A 21,429-nucleotide genomic window follows, 5' to 3' on the forward strand; every position below is an offset into this window, starting at 1 on the left:
TCCCGGGGGCGGCGCCGCGAACCGGCGCCGCCCCGCGCGCTCACTGCTGTCCGGTCAGCTCTTGGAGCCGGGCCTGCAGATCGGCCAGTGCCTGCTCGGAGGACTTCTCACCGTGCAAGGCCGCGTAGACGTGCTCCTGGATCACGTCGGTCACCTCGCCGTACTTGACCACCCGGGGACGCGGCTCGGCGCCCTCGATGGACCGCTTCAGCAGCGGCAGGTACGGGTACTTGGCCTGCATCGACGGGTCGTCGTAGAGCGCGCTGCGGGTCGGGGCCAGCGAACCCTGGTCCAGCCGCAGCCGCTGCTGCTCGGGGGCGGTGGAGAACTTGATGAAGTCGACCGCGGTGGCCTTGTTCTTGGCGAACGAGGAGATCGCCAGGCTGTGCCCGCCGAGGCTGGACACGCCGGGACCGGCGACGCCGGGCAGCGGCGCGACGTCGAACTTGCCCGCCACGCCCGAAGAACCGTCGGTCTTGGCCGCGTGCGAGTACTGGTTCGGCCAGGCGCGGCTGAACACGATCTTGCCTTCCATGAAGGCGCGGCGCGTCTCGGTCTCCTTGAAGGTGATCGCGTCGCGAGGGATCGTCCCGGAGCGGAATCCCTCGACGAGCGCGTCCAGACCGCGCTTGGCCTCGGGCGTGTTGACGTTGGGCTTGCCGTTCGGGTCGGTGATCACGCCGCCGGCGCCGTGCACCGCCTCGGCGAAGTTGACCGTGAGTCCCTCGTACTTCTCGTACTGCCCCGCGAAGCAGGACATCCCGGCGGCCTCCGGCAGGGCGAGCACCTTGTCGCAGGTCTGCCGCATCTCGTCCCACGTCGTCGGGGGCTGAGCGCCGGCCTTGGCCAGCAGATCCTTGCGGAAGTAGAGCATCGCGCCGTCGGAGGTGGCGGGGACGCCGTAGAGCCGGTCGCGGTACAGCGAGGTCTCGACGGTGGTCGGCACGAACTCGTCGATGCCGAACTGCTCCCGGGGAAGCGCGGTGATCCAGCGGTTCGCGGCGAACTCCGCGGTCCAGACGTTGTCGAGGTCGAGCACGGTGAACGCGTCGGACTTGGTCTGCGCGTTCTGCACCATCTGCTGGCGCTGGTCATCGGCGGAGGAGGAGAGCTCGATGAAGCGGACCTGCTCGTCGGGGTGCGCCTTGTTCCACGCCTCGACGATCTTGGGGTTGACGCTCTCCTCGTCCTTGCCCGCCACGAAGGTGATCGGGCCCCGGCCTTCGAGCGCGGCCGAGGGCTCGTTGGTGGCCGAACCGCCGCAGCCGGCGGTCAGTGCGGCGGTGCACGTCAGCACCGCGGCGATCGCTAACCGGTTTCTCTGTCTCATGTCACTCTCCATTGAGGACTCATCGAGCGCACGGGGTCTCCACCGCGCGATGCACCGGATCGATCCAGTGGCATCGTGCGGTCGTTTCTGCCTTCGATTCTTCGAATTGCGCCGGGCGCGATGCGCCCGCTTTCAGATCGCCAGCGAACGGCAGGTTCTCACCTGCGCTTACCAGCCTCCTTCATCTCCTCACAGTTCCGCGCTTCTGCGCGGAGGAGCCGTAGAACCTCGCACCACCAATTCGATCGGAACGGGCACGACGGTGCTTTTCCGGGAGTTCGAATCCAATTGGTCGATCAACAATTGCGCGGCGGTGGCTCCCTGCGCCCGCACCGGCTGGGCCACCGTGGTCAGGTCCACGTACTCGCTCATCTCGTGGTCGTCGAAACCCACGATCGACATGTCCTCCGGCGTCGACCGCCCGTGCCTGCGCAGCGAGCGCAACGCGCCCATGGCGATCTCGTCCGCGTAGGCGAAAACAGCCGTGGGCTGGTTACTTTCGGCGAGCAGGCGGTCCATCGCGCGCTCGCCACCCGCGATGGAGAACTCGCCGGGGACCATCCACTCGGGGCGCTGTTCGACGCCGTTGTCGTGGAGGGTTCGCAGGAACGCCTCGCGGCGGACCACCGGTGCGACGGCGCCCAGCGGTTTCGGTTCCAGTCCCTGGATCATCGCGATGTCGCGATGCCCGAGGTTGATCAGGTGCTGCACGGCCAGCCTGGTGCCGAGCCGGTCGTCGATGTGCACCGAGCTGAATCCCTCGGCCTCGTGCCCGACCAGGCCCAGCGGTACGTCCAACCCGCGCAGCCGGTCGGCTTCCCGCTCGGTGAGGTCCATCGAGAGCACCAGCACGGCGTCCACCCGCCCGCGCAACGGCAGTTCGCGGAAGAACCGCTCGCGGGACTCGACGTCCCCGGCGGTGTAGAGCATCAGGTCGTAACCGGCGGCCCGCAGGACCTGCTCGGCGCCGCCGATGATCTGCCCGAAGAACCACCGCCACACGAACGGGACGACGACGCCGATGCACAGCGTGCGTCCGGTCGCCAACCCGGAGGCCGAGCGGGAGATCGAGTAGTCGAGTTCCACGGCCAGCTCGGCGATGCGCTGCCGAGTCCGGTCCGACACCCCGGAGCGTCCGCGCAGCGCGCGCGACACCGTCGACGGCGAGACGCCGGCTCGCCGCGCGACCTCCTCGATGCCGACCACTCGCCCTCCCTCGATCGACCCGCTGTCCAGATCGCGAGGAATGTACTGTGGCCTGAGTCTCATGCGCAAGCGTTTGCGTTCACCCGGTGAGACGGCCGCTCCACGGGTGCTGTGACCAGGTGTTTCCGTCGCGCAAACGCCGTTGTGAAGTGGATGGGAGGCTTCCGCTGGCGCGCTCGCTCGCCGGAGCGGCGGACGTGGCGGCGACGGCGGGCGTCCTCGTCCGGCGTCCTCGCGCTCGACGCTCGTCGAGATCGAGGCTGCCTTCCTGGAGTGGCGACCAGGTTCCGAGTTGTCGATCAAGCGGCCGGTCTGTGAACAGGTCGGTAACGTTCCTCCGAACGGGTGTACACGCCTTCGTCGGGGTGACATTTTTCGGATCATGTCGCAGATCCGCCGTCGGTCGTTGATCAAGGCCGGTGGGGTGCTCGCCGGTGCGATGAGCATCGGTGGGCTGACCACCACCGCATCCGCCACGGGGTCGGTGTTCGCCCACGGCATCGCCTCCGGCGACCCGACCCCGGACGGCCTGGTGCTGTGGACGCGGGTCACTCCGGAGCCGGACGCGCTGCCCGGTTCCGGCGTCGGCGCGGCCTGCGCCGTCGACTGGGAGGTCGCCGCCGACGAGGGTTTCGCGAACGTGGTCGCGCGCGGCTCGCTGATCACCGGGGCGTGGCGCGATCACACGGTCAAGGTCGACGTCGCCGGTCTTCCCGCCGGGCAGTGGCTCTGGTACCGCTTCCGGGCGCTGGGCGAGGTGTCCCGGACCGGCCGCACCCGCACCGCGCCCGCGGCGGACGCGCCGCTGCAGCGGCTGCGAGTCGGCGTGGTGTCCTGCTCGAACTGGCAGGCCGGGCACTTCGCTGCCTACCGCCACCTGGCCTCGCGCGGCGACCTCGACGCGGTGCTGCACCTCGGTGACTACCTGTACGAGTACGCGCCCGGCGAGTTCCAGGCCCGCGACGTCGTGGTGCGCCCGCACGACCCGCCGGTGGAGATGACGACCCTGGAGCACTACCGGCGCCGCCACGCCCAGTACAAGACCGACCCCGACCTGGCCGATCTGCACGCCTCGGTGCCGTTCGTGGTCACCTGGGACGACCACGAGTCCGCCAACGACGCGTGGTCGGGTGGAGCCGAGAACCACACCGAGGGCGCCGAAGGTTCCTGGACCGACCGCAGGTCGGCCTCGCAGCGCGCCTACGCCGAGTGGATGCCGGTGCGCTACGAACCCGGAGGTTTCCTGCACCGGCGGCTGCGGTTCGGCACGCTGGCCGAACTGTCCATGTTGGACCTGCGCAGCCACCGGAGCCAGCAGGTCTCCACGCCGCTGGACCCGGGGATCGGCGATCCGGCGCGCACCATCACCGGCGATGAGCAGATGCGCTGGCTGACCGGTGGTCTCGCGAACTCCACGGCCCAGTGGAAGCTGATCGGCAACCCGGTGATGATCGCGCCGGTGCGGTTCCCCTCGACGCTGTCGATCGAGGAACGCCGCGCGATCGGCGAGCTCACCGGCACCCCGGAGATCCAGGGACTGCCCTACAACGTCGACCAGTGGGACGGGTACACCGCCGACCGCGACGAGGTCCTGGGCGTGCTGCACGAGCGGGGGATCACCGACACCGTCTTCCTCACCGGCGACATCCACTCGGCGTGGGCGGCAGAACTGCCCTTCTCACCCGCCACCTACCCGCTGGATGGCAACTCGGTGGGCACCGAGCTCGTGTGCACATCCGTGACCAGTGACAACCTCGACGACATCCTCCGCGTCCCGCCGCGCACCGCCTCGCTGGCGGTGGAGGCGGCGATCCGGGCCAACAACCCGCACGTGAAGCACCTGGACTTCGACTCGCACGGCTTCTCGGTCCTGGACGTCACCGCGGAACGCGTCCAGATGGACTGGTTCGCGCTGGACGACCGCACCCGGCCGTCCACCGGTGCCCAGCGCACCGTCTCGTTCGAGGTGCCCGCGGGAAGTCAGCAGGTGCACCAGGTTTCGGAGGGAATCCGGTGAATTCGCTGAACCGCCGCAGCTTCCTGCGCGCCGCAGGTGCCGGTGTGCTGCTGTCGGCATCGTCCCCCGCCGCCTGGGCGGCGGACGCCAAGCAGCTGCGCGCCTACGCGCTGGTCGTCGACGGGTGCCGGCCCGAGGAGATCAGTCCGGTGCTCACCCCTCGGCTGCACGAGCTCCGCGAGAGCGGGACGTCGTTCCCGGCGGCGCGATCGCTGCCGGTGATGGAGACGATCCCGAACCACGTGATGATGATGAGCGGCGTGCGCCCGGACCGCACCGGCGTCCCGGCCAACTCGGTGTTCGACCGCGCCGAGGGCCAGGTCCGGACCCTCGACCGCTCCTCCGACCTGCGGGCCGAGACGCTGCTGGAGCTCTTGCGCGGCCACGGCAAGGTCACCGGCAGCGTGCTGAGCAAGGAGTACCTCCACGGCATCTTCGGCACCCGGGCGACCGTCCGCTGGGAGCCGGAGCCGATCGTGCCGATCAGCGGCCACGCACCGGACGCGTTCACCGCGGAGGCGTTGGTGTCCGTGGTGGACAGCGCGGATCCGGACCTGGTGTTCGCGAACTTCGGCGACGTCGACCGCGTCGGCCACACCGACCTGACCGGCACCACGCTGCACGCCGCCCGCGCGGCGGCGCTGGCCTCCGCGGACGCCCAGGTGGGCCGCTTCGTCGACCACCTGCGCAGCACGGGGCGCTGGGAGTCCAGCGTGCTGCTGATCCTCGCCGACCACTCGATGGACTGGTCGCTGCCGCATCGCGTGATCTCGCTGCGCCCGGTCCTCGACTCCGACCCGGCGCTGGCGGGCCGCACCGAGATCGCCCAGAACGGTGGCGCGGAACTGCTGTACTTCACCGGCCCCGACGCCGAGCGCCCCGCGGCCGTGCAGCGCATGCGCGAGCTGGCGGAGGCAACCGAGGGCGTGCTGTCCGTCCACCATCCCGCCGAACTCCGCCTGGGCCCCGAAGCGGGCGACCTCGTCGCCTACTGCGAAGAGGGCTGGCGCTTCACCGACCCGGAGCTGGTCTCCAACCCCATCCCGGGCAATCACGGGCACCCGGTCACGGAACCGATCCCGTTCTTCATCACCGGAGGCCACCCCGCAGTCCGCCGGGGCACCACGACCCCGGCACCGGCGACCACGATGGACGTAGCCCCCACCCTCGCCACCCTCTTCGGCCTCCCCACCACCCACTACGACGGCACACCCCGCACCGAAGCCTTCAACCCCACACCCACGTGACCGAACCCCACACCGACACCCTCCCGCCCCGGCACCGCCCGGTGAACCCCAGCACCATCCGCCAAGTCCCGCTCCACACGTCCCGTTCCGCACGGCATCCCCGGGTTGCCCCCGGTAATCCACCCCGGGTTGCCCCGGTAATCCACCCCCGGGAGTGTCGGGTTTTCGGCGCAAGTGGTCGTGTCCCATCTCCAGCTGGGTTTCCCGATTTCAGTGGAAGTCCGTGGTCGGATTTCAGTGGAAATCGGAACCCGGGTTTCCACTGAAATCCGGGAACCCGGGTGACCACCACGCGTCTGCACGGTCCCTCCACCCCCGGGAAACCGCGGTAATCGGGTGCCGGGATACCGGGATAAAACCGCGGGACCCGGAAAACCGCGGTAGTCGGGTCACGGGGTCTTCGGGTCCGATTACCGGGGTAATCCGGGTTTTGGTGGGGTGGGCTGGGGTTGGTGTTTGGGGTCGGTCTCGCGGCGTCAGGTGAGGCGGATCTGGCGGTTGACGTCCTTGTAGAGGAGGTAGCGGAAGGGGCCGGGTCCGCCCGCGTAGCAGGCTTGGGGGCAGAAGGCCCGCAGCCACATGAAGTCGCCTTCCTGGACCTCGACCCAGTCGCCGTTGAGGCGGTAGACGGCCTTGCCCTCCAGGACGTAGAGGCCGTGCTCCATGACGTGGGTTTCGGCGAAGGGGATCACGCCGCCGGGCTGGAAGGTGACGATGTTGACGTGCATGTCGTGGGCGAGGTCGTCGGGGTCGACGAAGCGGGTGGTCGCCCAGGCGCCGTTGGTGTCGGGCATCGGTGTCGGCGCGATGTCCTGCTCGCGGGTCACGAACGGCTCGGGCGCGGAGATGCCGTCGACGAACTCGTAGGGCTTGCGCACCCAGGAGAACGTCGCGGGGGAGTCGCCCGGGTTGCTGACCGACCAGTCGGCTCCGGCGGGCAGGTAGGCGTAGCCGCCGGGTTCGAGGTGGTGGCGGGTGCCGGCGATGGTCAGGTCCAGTTCGCCGGTCATGAGGAACACGACGGATTCGACGCCGGGTTCGGGTTCGGGGTTGCTGCTGCCGCCTCCGGGGGCGATCTCGACGAGGTACTGGGCGAAGGTGGTGGCGAAGCCCTGGACGGGCTTGGCCAGCACCCAGGCGCGGGTGCGGGTCCAGCCGGGGAAGTTGCTGGTGACGATGTCGCGCAACACGCCGCGCGGGATCACGGTGTAGGCCTCGGTGACGATCGCCCGGTCGGTGAGCAGATCGGTCTGCGGCGGCAGACCACCGGTAGGAGCGAAGTACGACGGCGTGTTCAAGCTGACTCCTCCTCGACGGGAAACCCGACCTAGCCGACGCCCGTGACCTGCGAAATTCATGTATACAAAAGGGCGCCTGAGGAGCAGGATAGGCAACCTCGGCCCGATGCGGAAGCCCCCGCGCCCGCCGCCGAGATCACATCGGACTCCGCTACCGGGCAGTATTGACGGACGCCTGCGCGCGCCTTACCGTCTTCTCCAACTCGCACGTATACTTTCGCATCGCGGAAATGACCCATCTCGCAGAGTGGCGGGGTGGAGCTTGGAGGCGGCCAGTGACTGCCACGAACGACCAATCCGATGTGGACCTCCCGCCCGCCTCAAGTGAGCGGCTGTACAGCTACGACCTGGCTCCCACGAAGAAGGAGGGGCGCCGCTGGGGCGCCTACAACGTCTTCACGCTCTGGGCCAACGACGTGCACAGCCTCGGCAACTACGCCTTCGCGATCGGCCTGTTCGCGCTCGGGCTCAACGTCTGGGGCATCCTGGCCGCGTTCGTGCTGGCCTCGGCGCTGCTGTTCCTGCTGCTGACGATGTCGGGCTACATGGGGCACAAGGCGGGCGTGCCCTTCCCGGTGATGAGCCGGATCGCGTTCGGCACCAAGGGCGCGCAGATCCCGGCGGCCGTGCGCGGGGTCGTGGCCATCGCCTGGTTCGGCATCCAGACCTACCTCGCCTCCTCGGTGCTCGACGCGCTGCTGGTCGCGATCTTCCCCGGGCTGAGGTCGCTGGAAGACCAGTCGGTGCTGGGTCTTTCGCTGCTCGGCTGGATCACCTTCCTGGCGCTGTGGGCGGTCCAGGTCCTCATCGTCAGCTACGGCATGCACGTCATCCGCAGGTACATGGCGGTGGCCGCGCCGACCACGCTGATCACCATGCTGGGCCTCGCGGCCTGGATGTTCGCCCGCGCGGACTTCTCGATCTCGATGTCCACGGCCCAGCCGCTGACCGGCGGGGCGATGTGGTTGCAGATCCTGCAGGGCGCCGCGCTGTGGGTGGTCATCTACGGCACGTTCGTGCTGAACTTCTGCGACTTCACCCGTTCCGCCAAGAGCCGCCAGTCGATCGTGCTGGGCAACCTGGTCGGCATCCCGGTGAACATGCTGTTCTTCGCCGGAATCGTGGTCGTCCTCAGCGGGGCGCAGTTCAAGATCAACGGCCGGGTGATCACCAGCCCGACCGACATCGTGCAGACGATCCCCAACACCTACCTGCTGGCGCTGGCCTCGCTCGCGCTGATCGTGCTGACGATCGCGGTCAACCTGCTGGCCAACTTCGTCGCCCCGATCTACGTGCTGGTCAACCTCTTCCCGAAGCGGCTGAACTTCCGCCGCGCGGGACTGGTGAGCGCGGTGATCGGCCTGGTCATCCTGCCGTGGAACCTCTACGACAGCCCGGTGGTGGTCAACTACTTCCTGGGCGGTCTGGGTGCGCTGCTCGGCCCGCTGTTCGGCGTGATCATGGCCGACTACTGGCTGATCCGGAAGACGCGGGTGAACGTCCCGGAGCTCTACACCGAGGACAGCAACGGCGAGTACCACTACACGCGCGGATACAATCCGAAGGCGGTCTGGGCGTTCATCCCGGCCGCGGCGATCGCCGTGGTGCTGGCGCTGGTGCCGGCCTTCAGCTCGGTCGGCGGGTTCTCCTGGTTCATCGGCGCGATCCTCGGCGCGATCATCTACGCGGTCATCGGCGACCGCAAACCGGACGCGCGGGACGTGGACGGGGAGACCATCGCCGTCGCCGCGGAATGAGACCGCGGATCAAGGGTTTTCGGAGAAAGTCGGTTTCATGCGCATTCTCGTCGTGAACGTCAACACGACCAAGTCCATCACCGATTCCATCGGTGAGCAGGCCGCCTCGGTCGCCTCGCCCGGGACCGAGATCGTCCCGCTGACACCGTCTTTCGGGGCGGAGTCGGTGGAGGGCAACTACGAGAGCTACCTCGCGGCGGTCGCCGTGATGGAGGCCGTGCGGGCCTACCCGGAACCGTTCGACGCGGTCATCCAGGCCGGGTACGGCGAGCACGGCCGCGAGGGGCTGCAGGAGCTCCTCGACGTCCCGGTCGTGGACATCACCGAGGCGGCGGCGAGCACGGCGCAGTTCGTGGGCCGCAGCTACTCGGTGGTGACCAGCCTGGATCGCACGGTGCCGCTGATCGAGGACCGGTTGCACGCGGCCGGTCTCAGCGCCCGCTGCGCGTCGGTGCGCGCGAGCGGGCTGCCGGTGCTGGACCTGGAACGCGATCCGCAGGCGGCCGTGGACGCCATCGTGGAGCAGGCGGTCAGCGCGGTGCGCGACGACCGGGCGGAGGCGATCTGCCTGGGCTGCGGCGGCATGTCCGGACTCGCCGAGCGGGTCGTGGATCGCACCGGCGTTCCGGTGATCGACGGCGTGACGGCGGCGGTGACGATCGCGGAGTCCCTCGTCCGGCTCGGCCTGAAGACCTCGAAGGTGCGCACCTACGCCCCGCCGCGCCCGAAGGAGCTGAAGAACTGGCCGCCGGTGTGATGGTGTGAAACCACGTGAAGAAGCCGGGCCTCCGACGTGGAGGCCCGGCTTCTGCCATGCGTGGCGGCGGTTCTGGTCCGAACCGCCCGGGGTCGATGTCGCTCTTGCCGGGTCGGTTCGGACCGGAACCACCCGCGGCTCAGACCTCGCCGCGGGTGAGCAGCTTGCCGTGCCGCTGCGAGGTGTCCGCGCCGTCACCGGCGATCTGGGTTCCGCGCAGCCAGGTCTCGCGCACGACACCGGCCAGCGGACGGCCGTGGTAGGCCGAGACCGGGTTGCGGTGCTGGAGCTTGGCGACGTCGACGACGAACGCGTCGTCCGGCGCGAACACGCACAGGTCCGCGTCGTTGCCCACGGCGATCGAGCCCTTGCTGCGCATCCCGGCGAGTTCGGCGGGCTTGCGCGCCATCCAGGTCACCACGTCGGGCAGGTCGTACCCGCGCTGGCGCGCCTGGGTCCAGATGGCCGACAGGCCCAGCTGCAGGCTGGAGACCCCGCCCCACGCGACGCCGAAGTCGCCGGTGTCGAAGCGCTTGAGCTCCGGCGTGCAGGGGGAGTGGTCGCTGACGATGCAGTCGATCGTGCCGTCCGCGAGGGCCTTCCACAGCAGTTCGCGGTTGGCGGCCTCGCGGATGGGCGGGCAGCACTTGAACTGGGTGGCGCCGTCGGGGATCTCCTCGGCGGTGAAGCTCAGGTAGTGCGGGCAGGTCTCGACGGTCACCCGCACGCCCTCGGCGCGGGCCGAGGCGATCAGCGGCAAGGCGTCCGACGAGGCCAGGTGCAGGATGTGCACCCGGGCTCCGATGCGCCGGGCCAGCTCGATGACCTGAGCGATCGCGACGTTCTCCGCGCCCTTGGGGCGGGAGGCGAGGAAGTCCCCGTAGTCCTCGCCGTGCGGGGTCGGGGCCTCGTCGATCGCGTCGGAGTCCTCGGCGTGCACGATCATCATCGCGTCGAACCCGGCCAGCTCGCGCAGCGCGGTGTCGAGCTGGGAGGAGTCCAGCGGCGGGAACTCGTCGACGCCGGAGTGCAGCAGGAAGCACTTGAAGCCGAACACGCCGGCCTCGTGCAGGCCGCGCAGCTCGTCGAGCTTGCCGGGGATCGCGCCGCCCCAGAAGCCGATGTCGACGTGCGCCTTCTCCCGGGCGGTCTTGCGCTTGACCTCCAGCGCGTCGGTGTCGACCGTCGGCGGGAGGCTGTTGAGCGGCATGTCGACGATGGTGGTGACCCCACCGGCGGCCGCCGCGCGGGTGGCGGTCTCGAAACCCTCCCACTCGGTGCGGCCGGGGTCGTTGACGTGCACGTGGGTGTCGACGAGTCCGGGCAGCAGCACCTCGTCGTCGGCGAGCTCGACGATCCGGTCGCCCTGCAGCTCGGCGTCGAGCGGTTCGACGGCGGCGATGCGGCCGTCCCGGATGCCGACGCTGCCGGACGTCTCACCGTGCGGGCCGATGAGTCGCTGCGCCCGGAAGACCAGGTCGAACGGCGTTGTTGAGCGGACCAACGCGGCACCTCCCTCGAACATCGATCACGAGGGATCGAGTTTCGCGATACGAAAGTATATTTGAACGTATACGTAAACTATGGCGAGCTGGTTGCGCCAGTCAAGGGAGGCGAGCGGGGTTTCAGTGCACCATGCGCTCGAGCACCATCGCGCGGCTCGCGCGCACGTGCTTGCGGGCGATCTCCGACGCCCGCTCGGCGTCACCGGCTGCTATGGCCGCGTAGAGCTCCGCGTGCTCGGCGCAGACGCGCTCCGGCTCCAGGTTCAGCCGGAACAGGGCGGCCAGCCGTCCGTGCAGCGGTTCGAGCATCGATGCCAGCAGCTCGTTGCGGGAGACCGCCACGAGCTTGTCGTGGAACTCGGTGTTGGCCTCCGACATCGCGTCGGTGTCGGAGGAGTCCAGCGCCTCGCGGGCGCGGGTCGCCAGCTCGCCCAGCCGTTCCACGTCGGCGGAGTCGCTGCGCTCGGCGGCGAGCCGCGCGGCCAGCGCTTCGAGGGCTTCGCGCACGTCGAAGAGCTCTTCGAGCTGCTGCCGGTCGAGGCTGCGGACGAACACGCCGCGCCGGCGCGGCCGGACCTCGACCATGCCCGCGCTCTGCAGCATCCGGATCGCCTCCCGCACCGGGACGCGGGAGATGCCGAACTCGATGGCCAGTTCCTGCTCGAAGATCCGGTCGCCGGGCCGCAGTCGCCCGTCGCTGATCCGGGCCTGCAGCTCGTCGTGGACCTGATCGCGCAGCGGAACGCGCGGTTCCCCCTCGGGCACTTCGGTCACGGCAACCTCACGAATCACGGCTTCGGCGAGCGTGCATCACGCCCAGCACGTTAGTGCGTTCGCGGTGACGGCAGGTCTCGCGGGTCACGTGTCGCCGCGGAGGGTGAGGTCGAAGGTGTAGCGGGAGGCGCGGTAGACGTGCGTGCCGTACTCGACGATGGCGCCGGTGTGGTCGTGGGTGATGCGCTGCGCGGTCAGCAGCGCGGCCCCCGGCGGCTCGTCGAGCAGGGCGGCTTCCTCGTCGGTGGCGGTGCGGGCGCCGATGGTCTGCTGGGCGGCGTGCAGGCGGACGCCCGCCGCGCGCAGGAGCTGGTAGAGGCCGCGTTCGCTCAGGTCCTCGTCGCTGGGCCGGATCAGCGCGGCCGGGAGGTAGTTGCGCATCCGGGCGATCGGCTCGCCGCGCGCGCTGCGGACGCGCTCCAGGTGCAGCACCTCGTCCTGTTCGGACAGACCGAGCGCGCGGGCGGCCTCTTCGGGCGGGTGGCAGATCTCGTTGACCAGCACGCGCGTCGTGGGGTGCGCCTCGATGCCGGTGAGGTCGTCGTGGAGGCTGCTCAGCTCCAGCGAGCGCTTGACGTGGTTGAACACGACCTGCGTGCCCGCGCCGCGCTTGCGCACCACGAGCCCCTTGTCGACCAGCGACCCGATCGCCTGCCGGATGGTGGGGCGGGACAGCCCGAGGTTGCCCGCCAGCTCGATCTCGTTGTCCAGGCGCGCGCCGACGGGCAGCGCTCCGGACGTGATGGCCTCCTCGATCTGGCTCGCCACCTGGAAGTACAGCGGGACGGGGCTGCGGTGGTCGACCGAGATCTGCCTGGCTGGATCCCACCGGGGGTCCTGGGATCGGTGTCGCATGGCGGTCACGCCGCTCACGATATCAAGAACACACGACGTAAATAAGTCCGTATGTGCTGACAAAGTCTTGACAGCGATGTGGCGCCCACGTAGACAAAGGGACGTCCGTGCACCGGCCGCAACGAGCGGCCGCGTCCGTTGGAGGGGCTTCTGCCATGAGGGATCGGTTCGACGTGATCACGATGGGCCGGATCGGGGTCGACATCTACCCGCTGCAGACCGGCGTGCCGCTGCCGCAGGTGGAGACGTTCGGCAAGTACCTCGGCGGTACCGCCACCAACGTGGCCGTCGCCGCCGCCCGGCTCGGCCACCGCAGCGCGGTCATCAGCCGGACCGGGGCCGATCCTTTCGGCGAGTACATCCACCAGGCGCTGCGCGGTTTCGACGTCGACGATCGGTGGGTGAGCTCCGTCGAGCAGTACCAGACCCCGGTCACCTTCTGCGAGCTGTTCCCGCCGGACGACTTCCCGCTGTACTTCTACCGCCGACCCAAGGCCCCCGACCTGGAGATCCACGTCGACGAACTGGACCTGCAGGCCATCGAGGACGCCCGCATCTTCTGGATGACCGGTACCGGACTGGCCGAGGAGCCGAGCCGCTCGGCGACGCTCGCGGCGCTGCGGCACCGGGCCAAGCGCGGCACCACGGTCTTCGACCTGGACTGGCGGCCGATGTTCTGGCCGGACCAGGCCGAGGCGCGCCGCTGGTACCAGGAAGCGCTCGCCCACGTCACGGTCGCGGTCGGCAACCTCGACGAGGTCGAGACCGCGGTCGGCACCCGTGACCCGGAGGAGGCCGCCGAGCGGCTGCTGGAGCTCGGGGTGGAGCTGGCGGTGGTCAAGCAGGGGCCGAACGGCGTCCTCGCGCGCACGCGCGAGGAGAGGACGGTGGCACCACCGGTCCCGGTCGACGTCGTCAACGGGTTGGGAGCCGGAGACGCCTTCGGCGGCGCGTTGTGCCACGGACTGCTGCACGGCTGGGCGCTGGAGCGGACCATGCGCTTCGCCAACGCGGCCGGCGCGCTGGTCGCCGGCCGCCTCGCGTGCTCCTCGGCGATGCCCTACGCGCACGAGGTCGAGGAGACGTTGTCGACGAACTCCGGCTCGGCGCTGAGCGCATGAGCACGGCGGAAAGTGAGATCCGGGTGTCCCCATTGAGCATCACCGAACTGTTCGAGGTGCGCGCGACGCGTCCTGAGGCCATCGCCGAGGCCGCCGCGCTGCGCGTGAGACGGCCGCTGCTCGGCGAGTCCGGTCGCATGATGATCGTCGCCGCCGACCACCCCGCGCGCGGTGCGCTGGCGGCGGGCGGGAATCCACTGGCGATGGCCAATCGCGCGGACCTGCTGGACCGGCTGTGCACCGCGCTGCAGCGACCGGGCGTGGACGGGGTGCTGGGCACCGCCGACGTGCTGGAGGACCTGCTGCTGCTCGGCGCGCTGGAGGACAAGGTCGTCATCGGCTCGATGAACCGGGGCGGCCTGGCGGGCTCGGCGTTCGAGCTCGACGACCGGTTTACCGGCCACCGCGCCGAGGACCTGCACCGGATGCGCTTCGACGCGGGGAAGCTGCTGCTGCGGCTGGACCTGAACGACCCGGGGTCGCTGAACACCATGCAGGGAGCGGCCCACGCCATCAACGAGCTCGCGGAGCGCGGGCTGATCGCGATGGTCGAGCCGTTCCTGTCCCGGCGCGTGGAGGGCAACGTGCGCAACGACATCTCGGCCGAGGCGGTGGCGCGCTCGATCGCGATCGCTTCGGGGCTGGGAGGAACCTCGGCCTACACCTGGCTGAAGGTGCCGGTGGTCGACGAGCTCGACGAGATCGGCCGGGCGCTGGAGACCACCACGCTGCCCACGGTGCTGCTGGGCGGCGAGGTGCCCGACGATCCGGCCGCCACCCAGGAGAGGTGGCACAAGGCGCTGCAGCTGCCCAACGTGCGCGGGCTGGTCGTGGGCCGGAGTCTGCTGTACCCGCACGACGACGACGTCGCGGGCGCGGTCGACGCCGCGGTCGCACTGCTGTAGAGAGGGAGAAGTGGTGAGCAACAAGGGTTTTCACCTCGCCGACGGGGATTCCGCGCGTGCCGGGTACCGCACCTTCGTCGACCCGGACTCGGCCGGCTGGGGGTATTCCTCGCTGCGGGTGCTGGAGCTGGCGGCCGGTGAGTCGCGCGAGTTCGACACCGGTGAGAGCGAGTGGATCGTGCTGCCGCTCAGCGGTTCCTGCACGGTCTCCTGCGACGGCGAGGTCTTCGAGCTCGCGGGCCGTGCGAGCGTCTTCGCGGGCGTCACCGACTTCGCCTACGTGCCCAGGGACGCCTCGGTGCGCGTCGAGAGCAGCCGCGGCGGGCGGTTCGCGCTGACCGGTGCGCGCTGCGAGAGCCGGCTTCCCGCGCGCTACGGACCGGCCTCGGGCGTGCCGGTGGAACTGCGGGGTGCGGGCCAGGCCAGCAGGCAGGTCAACAACTTCGGCGCGGCGCACGTGTTCGAGGCCGACCGGCTGATCGCGGTGGAGGTGCTGACCCCGGCGGGCAACTGGTCCTCGTTCCCGCCGCACAAGCACGACGAGGACCGCGAGGGCGAGTCGCGGCTGGAGGAGATCTACTACTTCGAGATCGCCGATGCGCACGGCACTCCCGGCGTCGGCTACCAGCGCGTGTACCCGTCGGGCCCGGACAGCGCCACCGACGTGCTCGCCGAGGTGCGCAGCGGCGACGTCGTGCTGATCCCGGACGGCTGGCACGGACCGTCGATGGCGGTGCCCGGCTACGACATGTACTACCTCAACGTCATGGCCGGTCCCTCGCCGGACCGCGCCTGGCTGATCTGCGACGACCCCGCGCACGCGTGGGTGCGCGGCACCTGGGCCGACCAGCCGGTCGACGCCCGGCTGCCGTTCTACCCGGCTCCGTCCGAAGTGGAGGCACGATGACGACGCGGAGGCTGACCGTCGCGCAGGCCCTGGTGCGGTTCCTGGCCCAGCAGCACACCGAACGCGACGGGGTGCGGCATCGGCTGGTCGAAGGGTGCTGGGGGATCTTCGGGCACGGCAACGTCGCCGGTGTGGGCCAGGCGCTGCTGGAGTCCGGCGACCGGATGCCCTACCTGCAGGGGCGCAACGAGCAGTCGATGGTGCACGCGGCGGTCGGGTTCGCCCGGCAGCGCAACCGGATGTCGACCTACGCGGTCACCACCTCCATCGGTCCGGGCGCGACGAACCTGGTCACCGGCGCGGCGCTGGCGACCATCAACCACCTGCCGGTGCTGCTGCTTCCCGGCGACGTGTTCGCCACCCGACCGGCCGATCCGGTCCTGCAGCAGCTGGAAGTGCCGCACGCGCGCGATGTTTCGGTCAACGACTGCCTGCGTCCGGTCTCGCGCTACTTCGACCGCATCTGGCGGCCCGAGGCGCTCATCCCCTCCGCGCTGGAGGCGATGCGGGTGCTCACCGACCCGGTGGAGACCGGCGCGGTGACCCTGGCGCTGCCGCAGGACGTGCAGGCCGAGGCGTTCGACTGGCCGGAGGAGTTCTTCGCCGAGCGCGTCTGGCGGGTGCACCGCCCGGTGGCCGACCCGGAGTCGGTGTCGGACGCCGTCGAGGCGATCCGGGGAGCGCGCCGACCGCTGATCATCGCAGGTGGGGGAGTGCACCACAGCGGAGCCGAGCGGGAACTGTCCGACCTCGCTGAGCGCACGGGCATCCCGGTGGCCGAGACGCAGGCCGGACGCGGTTCGCTGCGCCACGACCACCCGTGCGCGATGGGCTCGATCGGGCACACCGGCACCGAGGTGTCCGACGACCTCGCCCGCGAGGCCGACCTGATCATCGGTGTCGGCACCCGCTACTCGGACTTCACCACCGCGTCGCGCACGCTGTTCGCGGACCCGGACGTGCGGTTCGTCAACGTCAACATCGCCTCGATCGACGCGCACAAGCAGGCCGCCACGCCGGTCATCGGCGACGCGCGCACCACCCTGCGGCAGCTGTCGCAGGCCCTGTCCGGCCACCGCGTCGCCGACGACCACGCCGAGCGGGCCAGGTCGGGTGCTCGCCGCTGGGCCGAGGTCATCGACTCGGTCACGCGCGGCGCCGGTGCGGAACGACCGGGCCAGGCCGAGGTCATCGGTGTCCTCGACGAGGTCCTCGGGGAACGGGACGTGGTCATCAACGCGGCCGGTTCGCTGCCGGAGGACCTCAACAAGCTGTGGCGCGCCAAGGACCCTCAGCAGTACCACGTCGAATACGGCTACTCCTGCATGGGATACGAGATCCCGGCCGCGATCGGCGCCCGACTGGCCGACCCCTCGCGCGAGGTGTTCGCGCTGGTCGGCGACGGCACCTATCTGATGATGCCGACCGAGCTGGTCACCGCGGTGCAGGAAGGCATCAAGATCAACCTGGTGCTGGTGCAGAACCACGGCTACGCCTCCATCGGCGGGCTCTCCGAGAAGGTCGGCGGCGAGCGCTTCGGCACCGCCTACCGCTACCGCACCGGCGACGGCACCTTCACCGGCGAACCGCTGCCGGTGGACCTGGCCGCCAACGCGGCGAGCCTCGGCATGCGCGTGCTGCGCGCCGAGACCAACGACGAACTGCGACGAGCCCTCCGCGACGCCCGGGAGGACCCCCGGCCCACGGCGGTCTACGTCGAAACCGACCCCGCCAAGGCGCAGCTGCCACCCGAAGCGTGGTGGGACGTCCCGGTCGCCGAGATCGCCACTCGTGAATCGACCCGCGAGGCCCGCAAGCGCTACGAGGACCAGGTAGCCGCGCGCCGCCACCACCTGTGAGAGGAAGCAGTGAAGACCATCCAGCACTTCATCGACGGCAAGCACGCCGACGGCACCTCCGGCCGTCATGGCACGGTCACCGACCCGGCCACCGGCGAGGCCACCGGGCAGGTCCCGCTCGCCTCGGTCCCCGAAGTGGACACCGCAGTCTCAGCGGCTGCCAAGGCCTTCGAGAGCTGGGGCACCACCTCGCTGGCCAAGCGCACCCAGGTGATGTTCCAGTACCGCGAGCTGGTCAACGCCCACCGCGACGAGATCGCCGAGCTGATCACCGCCGAGCACGGCAAGGTGCACTCCGACGCGCTCGGCGAGATCGCGCGCGGACTGGAGATCGTCGAGCTGGCCTGCGGCATCCCGCAGCTGCTCAAGGGCGAGACCTCCACCCAGGTCTCGACCCGCGTGGACGTGGAGTCGATCCGCCAGCCGGTCGGCGTCGTCGCGGGCATCACCCCGTTCAACTTCCCGGCGATGGTGCCGATGTGGATGTTCCCGGTGGCCCTGGCCTGCGGTAACACCTTCGTGCTCAAGCCCAGCGAGAAGGACCCGTCGGCGACGCTGCGGCTGGTGGAACTCGCCCACGAGGCAGGCGTTCCGGACGGCGTCCTCAACGTCGTGCACGGCGACAAGACCGCGGTGGACCGGCTGCTGGAGCACCCGGACGTCGACGCCGTGAGCTTCGTCGGGTCCACCCCGATCGCCAAGCACGTCCACGACACCGCGGGCGCGCACGGCAAGCGGGTGCAGGCGTTGGGCGGAGCGAAGAACCACATGCTCGTGCTCCCCGACGCCGACCTGGACCAGGCGGCCGACGCGGCCGTTTCCGCCGCTTACGGCAGTGCGGGGGAGCGTTGCATGGCCGTCTCGGTGGTCGTGGCGGTCGACCCGATCGGCGACGAGCTCGTCGGCAAGATCGCCGACCGCGCCCGCGCGCTGACCATCGGACCGGGCAACGACCCGGCGTCCGAGATGGGCCCGCTGATCACCGCGGAGCACCGCGACAAGGTCGCCTCCTACGTGCCCCGGGCCCGTGAGCAGGGCGCCGAGGTCGTGGTGGACGGGACCGGCCTGGTCGTCGAGGGCCACGAGGGCGGGTTCTTCACCGGGGTCAGCCTCGTCGACCAGGTCACCCCGGAGATGGACGTCTACGCCGACGAGATCTTCGGCCCGGTGCTGGCGGTCGTGCGGGCGGAGAACTACCAGGAGGCGCTGACGCTGATCAACCGATCCCGCTGGGGCAACGGCACCGCCATCTTCACCCGCGACGGCGGCGCGGCCCGACGCTTCCAGATGGAGGTGCGGGCGGGAATGGTCGGCGTGAACGTGCCGATCCCGGTGCCGGTGGGCTACCACTCCTTCGGCGGCTGGAAGGACTCGCTGTTCGGCGACCACCACATCTACGGCAACGACGGCGTGCACTTCTACACCCGGGGCAAGGTCATCACCACCCGCTGGCCCGACCCCAGCGACGGCGGCGTCGACCTCGGTTTCCCCAGCAACAGCTGAATTGCCCTTTGCAGGCGGCGGAGCCGCCTTCTCCTGGCCCCACCCCAGCAACTGGCACCGCCGCGGGTTCTGAGACGTCGTCTGGCGAGTACGCCGCGACGCCGTGCATATGGCATACATCAGGAGTGGCGCACGGAGTCCAGACGGCGTCTCAGGTTCCGCTACCCGCACCGCCACGCACGTTGAGTTGAGGAACAGGTTTTGAGCACTCAGCGCGGGGGTGCGGTGCTGCCCCGGGACACCAGCCTGGGGTCCAGCACCACCTCCTGCGGGTTCCGCGAGGTGTCCTCCAGGCGCTCGACCGCCAGCCGCACGGCGTGCCGGGCCATCTGCTCGGCGTCCTGGCGGATGGTGGTCAGCGCCACCGGTGCGAGGTGCGAGACGTGGCTGTCGTCGTAGCCGACGATGGAGATCGCCTCGGGGACGTCGACGCCGGCCAGCGCGAACACGCGCAGCAGCCCGAGCGCGCAGCGGTCGTTGCCCGCCAGCACGGCGGTCGGCAGGACCGCCTCGTCGAGCAGTCGGCGGGCCGAGTCCTGCCCCGCCTGCTCGGTGTGCGCGCCCGGGAGCACCCGCGCGCGCGAGCCGAGCCCGTGGGCGTCCATCGCGCGCAGGTAGGCCTCGCGGCGCGCGGCTGATCCGGGCTCGTCGCCGCCGTCGACGTGCACGAGCTCGCGATGGCCCAGGTCGACGAGGTGATCGACGGCCTGCCGCATCCCCGCCTCGTCGGCGGTGCGCACGTTGTCGATCCGGGTCGCCTCCTCGCGCGCGTTGATCGCGGTGACCACGGCTCGACGACCCAGCTCGTCGAGCAGGTCCGCTTCGGCGCGCGGCCCGAGCAGGATCAGCGCCTCGCAGCGGTGGCTGAGCAGCGCCTCCACCGCCTTCCGCTCGTCGCGCGACGGTGCGGTGGCCGACAGCAGCACCTCGTAGCCGAGCCGTTCGGCCTCCGGGTAGATCGCCTCGACGAGGTCGGCCTGGAACGGCTGGTGCACGGTGAGCATCACGCCGAGCGTGCGGCTGCGGTGGCTGGCCAGCATCCGGGCCGCGGTGTCCGGTTGGTAGCCGAGCCGGTCCGCGGCCTGCAGCACGCGCTGCCTGGTCTCCTCGCCCGCTCCGGGCTTGTTGCGGAACACCAGCGAGACCAGCGCGCGGGAAACCCCTGCGGCGCGGGCGACGTCGGCCATGGTCGGCCGGCGACCGTTGCCGCCAGGGCGTGTGGAGTCGTCGATCACCTCGCCGATCCTTCCTCATCCCCACCGCAGATGACTTTGGCAGAACGTCTTGACATATTGATGTGACCGCCAACATAGTGTTCGGGACTAGAGCGCGCTAGTCGGCGCGCCAGGGCCGACTTCTCGCCGATTCCGGCGATCGACACCCACCGGCGGACACGCCGGGAACCGAGGAGGGTTCGATGACGACGACGTCCGAGACCACCCCGCGCACCGTGGCGGGAAATCTCTGCCTGGGCTCCGCGCCCGACTCGTGGGGCGTGTGGTTCCCCGAGGACGAGCACCAGGTTCCCTACACGCGCTTCCTCGACGAACTCGTCGAATCCGGCTACGGCTGGCTGGAGCTCGGCCCGCCCGGATACCTGCCGCTGGACCCGCAGCGACTCGCCGACGAGGTCGGTTCGCGGGGTCTGCAGGTCTCCGGCGGCACGACCTTCGGCGCGCTGCACCGGCCGGAGGAGTGGGAGCGGATGCTCGCCGAGGTCGGCGAGGTCGCCGAGCTGACCGCCGCCGTCGGCGCCCACCACCTGGTGTTCATCCCGCCGATGTTCCGGGACGAGAAGACCGGGGCCTTCACCGAATCCCCCCAGCTGAGCGCCGACCAGTGGCGCGCGCTCGGGTCGGCCGCCAACGAGCTCGGCAAGATCCTGCTGGAGGAGCACGACGTCCGGCTGTGCCTGCACCCGCACGCCGACAGCCACGTCCAGACCCAGCCGGAGATCGAGCGGTTCCTGGACGCCACCGACTCCCGCTACGCCAACCTCTGCCTGGACACCGGGCACGTGGCCTACGGCGGGGGCGACAACCTCGATCTGATCCGGCGCTTCGCCGAGCGCATCGGCTACGTGCACATCAAGCAGATGGACCCCGACGTGCTCGCGCAGGTCTCCGCCGAGGACCTGTCGTTCGGCGAGGCCGTCAAGCGCGGCGTGTGCGTCGAACCCCCGGCCGGTGTGCCCGACCCGGGCGAGATCGTGCGCGAGCTGTCCACCTTGGACGCGGAGATGTTCGTGATCGTGGAGCAGGACCTCTACCCGTGCGCACCGGACGTGCCGCTGCCCATCGCCGTGCGCACCCGCGAATACCTCGGCGGATGCGGCCTGAGCGGAACCCGGCGCCCGCAGACCCGGTGACCACCACCCCTGGGGATCCG

At 70.2% G+C, this 21,429-nt stretch carries 17 protein-coding genes; 10 read left to right on the forward strand and 7 right to left on the reverse strand.

The genetic code is table 11. The features are described 5' to 3' along the window. Window positions 1-40: 40 nt before the first annotated feature. Both AB0J91_RS06340 and AB0J91_RS06345 read right to left on the reverse strand, forming a co-directional pair. Entirely contained in the window at window positions 41-1,330 is a 1,290-nt protein-coding gene (locus AB0J91_RS06340) for an ABC transporter substrate-binding protein (RefSeq protein ID WP_363864722.1), read from the reverse strand. A gap of 189 nt (window positions 1,331-1,519) precedes the next feature. Further along, on the reverse strand, window positions 1,520-2,536 hold the full coding sequence (locus tag AB0J91_RS06345; protein WP_363864724.1) for a LacI family DNA-binding transcriptional regulator: 1,017 nt from the start codon (window positions 2,534-2,536) through the stop codon (window positions 1,520-1,522). Between the two features lie 382 nt (window positions 2,537-2,918). On the opposite strand from AB0J91_RS06345, the gene AB0J91_RS06350 reads away from it, so the two are divergent. Further along, complete coding sequence (locus AB0J91_RS06350; RefSeq protein WP_363864726.1) at window positions 2,919-4,553, forward strand: alkaline phosphatase D family protein; 1,635 nt, start codon at window positions 2,919-2,921, stop codon at window positions 4,551-4,553. Further along, the gene (locus AB0J91_RS06355) at window positions 4,550-5,800 is read left to right on the forward strand and encodes an alkaline phosphatase family protein (protein ID WP_363864728.1); all 1,251 of its coding nucleotides are present in this window, start codon (window positions 4,550-4,552) and stop codon (window positions 5,798-5,800) included. The genes AB0J91_RS06350 and AB0J91_RS06355 overlap by 4 nt, the downstream gene beginning before the upstream one ends. A gap of 476 nt (window positions 5,801-6,276) precedes the next feature. Here AB0J91_RS06355 and AB0J91_RS06360 read toward each other — a convergent pair whose 3' ends face one another. Further along, a complete protein-coding gene (locus tag AB0J91_RS06360) occupies window positions 6,277-7,098 on the reverse strand; it encodes a bifunctional allantoicase/(S)-ureidoglycine aminohydrolase (protein ID WP_363864730.1) in 822 nt (273 codons plus the stop codon). 275 nt (window positions 7,099-7,373) lie between these two features. Between AB0J91_RS06360 and AB0J91_RS06365 the strand changes: the two genes are divergently transcribed. Together AB0J91_RS06365 and AB0J91_RS06370 are read left to right on the forward strand one after the other, a co-directional pair. Next, entirely contained in the window at window positions 7,374-8,855 is a 1,482-nt protein-coding gene (locus AB0J91_RS06365) for an NCS1 family nucleobase:cation symporter-1 (RefSeq protein WP_363864732.1), read from the forward strand. A 37-nt stretch (window positions 8,856-8,892) separates the two neighbouring features. Beyond that, window positions 8,893-9,612: an aspartate/glutamate racemase family protein gene (locus AB0J91_RS06370; RefSeq protein WP_363864734.1), complete on the forward strand. Its 720-nt coding sequence runs from the start codon at window positions 8,893-8,895 to the stop codon at window positions 9,610-9,612. Between the two features lie 139 nt (window positions 9,613-9,751). On the opposite strand, the gene allB is transcribed toward AB0J91_RS06370, so the two are convergent. The 3 genes from allB to AB0J91_RS06385 form a co-directional block, all read right to left on the reverse strand. Further along, window positions 9,752-11,116, reverse strand: a complete 1,365-nt coding sequence (allB, locus tag AB0J91_RS06375; RefSeq protein WP_363864736.1) for an allantoinase AllB — start codon at window positions 11,114-11,116, stop codon at window positions 9,752-9,754. 121 nt (window positions 11,117-11,237) lie between these two features. Further along, a complete protein-coding gene (locus tag AB0J91_RS06380; RefSeq protein WP_363864738.1) occupies window positions 11,238-11,891 on the reverse strand; it encodes a GntR family transcriptional regulator in 654 nt (217 codons plus the stop codon). Window positions 11,892-11,975: 84 nt separating this feature from the next. Further along, window positions 11,976-12,746, reverse strand: coding sequence for a GntR family transcriptional regulator (locus AB0J91_RS06385; RefSeq protein WP_363864922.1), 771 nt, complete (start codon window positions 12,744-12,746; stop codon window positions 11,976-11,978). 155 nt (window positions 12,747-12,901) lie between these two features. On the opposite strand from AB0J91_RS06385, the gene iolC reads away from it, so the two are divergent. Genes iolC through AB0J91_RS06410 form a run of 5 tightly spaced genes read left to right on the forward strand, consistent with a single transcriptional unit; the run spans window position 12,902 to window position 19,041 of the window. Next, a complete protein-coding gene (gene iolC, locus AB0J91_RS06390; protein ID WP_363864740.1) occupies window positions 12,902-13,867 on the forward strand; it encodes a 5-dehydro-2-deoxygluconokinase in 966 nt (321 codons plus the stop codon). Between the two features lie 23 nt (window positions 13,868-13,890). Then, window positions 13,891-14,772 carry a deoxyribose-phosphate aldolase gene (locus tag AB0J91_RS06395; RefSeq protein ID WP_363864742.1) on the forward strand — a complete coding sequence of 294 codons (882 nt, stop codon included), beginning with the start codon at window positions 13,891-13,893 and terminating at the stop codon, window positions 14,770-14,772. Window positions 14,773-14,782: 10 nt separating this feature from the next. Beyond that, window positions 14,783-15,679 (forward strand): 5-deoxy-glucuronate isomerase, encoded by an 897-nt coding sequence (iolB, locus tag AB0J91_RS06400; protein WP_363864744.1) that lies wholly within the window; start codon window positions 14,783-14,785, stop codon window positions 15,677-15,679. After that, a complete protein-coding gene (iolD, locus tag AB0J91_RS06405) occupies window positions 15,676-17,538 on the forward strand; it encodes a 3D-(3,5/4)-trihydroxycyclohexane-1,2-dione acylhydrolase (decyclizing) (protein ID WP_363864746.1) in 1,863 nt (620 codons plus the stop codon). The genes iolB and iolD overlap by 4 nt, the downstream gene beginning before the upstream one ends. Window positions 17,539-17,547: 9 nt before the next feature. Further along, complete coding sequence (locus tag AB0J91_RS06410; RefSeq protein ID WP_363864748.1) at window positions 17,548-19,041, forward strand: CoA-acylating methylmalonate-semialdehyde dehydrogenase; 1,494 nt, start codon at window positions 17,548-17,550, stop codon at window positions 19,039-19,041. 209 nt (window positions 19,042-19,250) lie between these two features. Here AB0J91_RS06410 and AB0J91_RS06415 read toward each other — a convergent pair whose 3' ends face one another. Continuing rightward, on the reverse strand, window positions 19,251-20,276 hold the full coding sequence (locus AB0J91_RS06415; protein ID WP_363864750.1) for a LacI family DNA-binding transcriptional regulator: 1,026 nt from the start codon (window positions 20,274-20,276) through the stop codon (window positions 19,251-19,253). A 182-nt stretch (window positions 20,277-20,458) separates the two neighbouring features. Between AB0J91_RS06415 and AB0J91_RS06420 the strand changes: the two genes are divergently transcribed. Continuing rightward, the gene (locus AB0J91_RS06420) at window positions 20,459-21,409 is read left to right on the forward strand and encodes a TIM barrel protein (RefSeq protein ID WP_363864752.1); all 951 of its coding nucleotides are present in this window, start codon (window positions 20,459-20,461) and stop codon (window positions 21,407-21,409) included. Window positions 21,410-21,429 lie beyond the last annotated feature (20 nt).

This window comes from Saccharopolyspora sp. NPDC049357, assembly GCF_040677225.1.
Taxonomy (GTDB): domain Bacteria; phylum Actinomycetota; class Actinomycetes; order Mycobacteriales; family Pseudonocardiaceae; genus Saccharopolyspora.

Bases quoted from the DNA above. Each gene is read 5' to 3' on its own strand.
- AB0J91_RS06340 (WP_363864722.1), bottom strand. From the start codon at position 1,330: ATGAGACAGAGAAACCGGTTAGCGATCGCCGCGGTGCTGACGTGCACC.
- AB0J91_RS06350 (WP_363864726.1), top strand. From the start codon at position 2,919: ATGTCGCAGATCCGCCGTCGGTCGTTGATCAAGGCCGGTGGGGTGCTC.
- AB0J91_RS06385 (WP_363864922.1), bottom strand. From the start codon at position 12,746: ATGCGACACCGATCCCAGGACCCCCGGTGGGATCCAGCCAGGCAGATC.
- AB0J91_RS06370 (WP_363864734.1), top strand. From the start codon at position 8,893: ATGCGCATTCTCGTCGTGAACGTCAACACGACCAAGTCCATCACCGAT.
- AB0J91_RS06420 (WP_363864752.1), top strand. From the start codon at position 20,459: ATGACGACGACGTCCGAGACCACCCCGCGCACCGTGGCGGGAAATCTC.
- iolC (WP_363864740.1), top strand. From the start codon at position 12,902: ATGAGGGATCGGTTCGACGTGATCACGATGGGCCGGATCGGGGTCGAC.
- iolD (WP_363864746.1), top strand. From the start codon at position 15,676: ATGACGACGCGGAGGCTGACCGTCGCGCAGGCCCTGGTGCGGTTCCTG.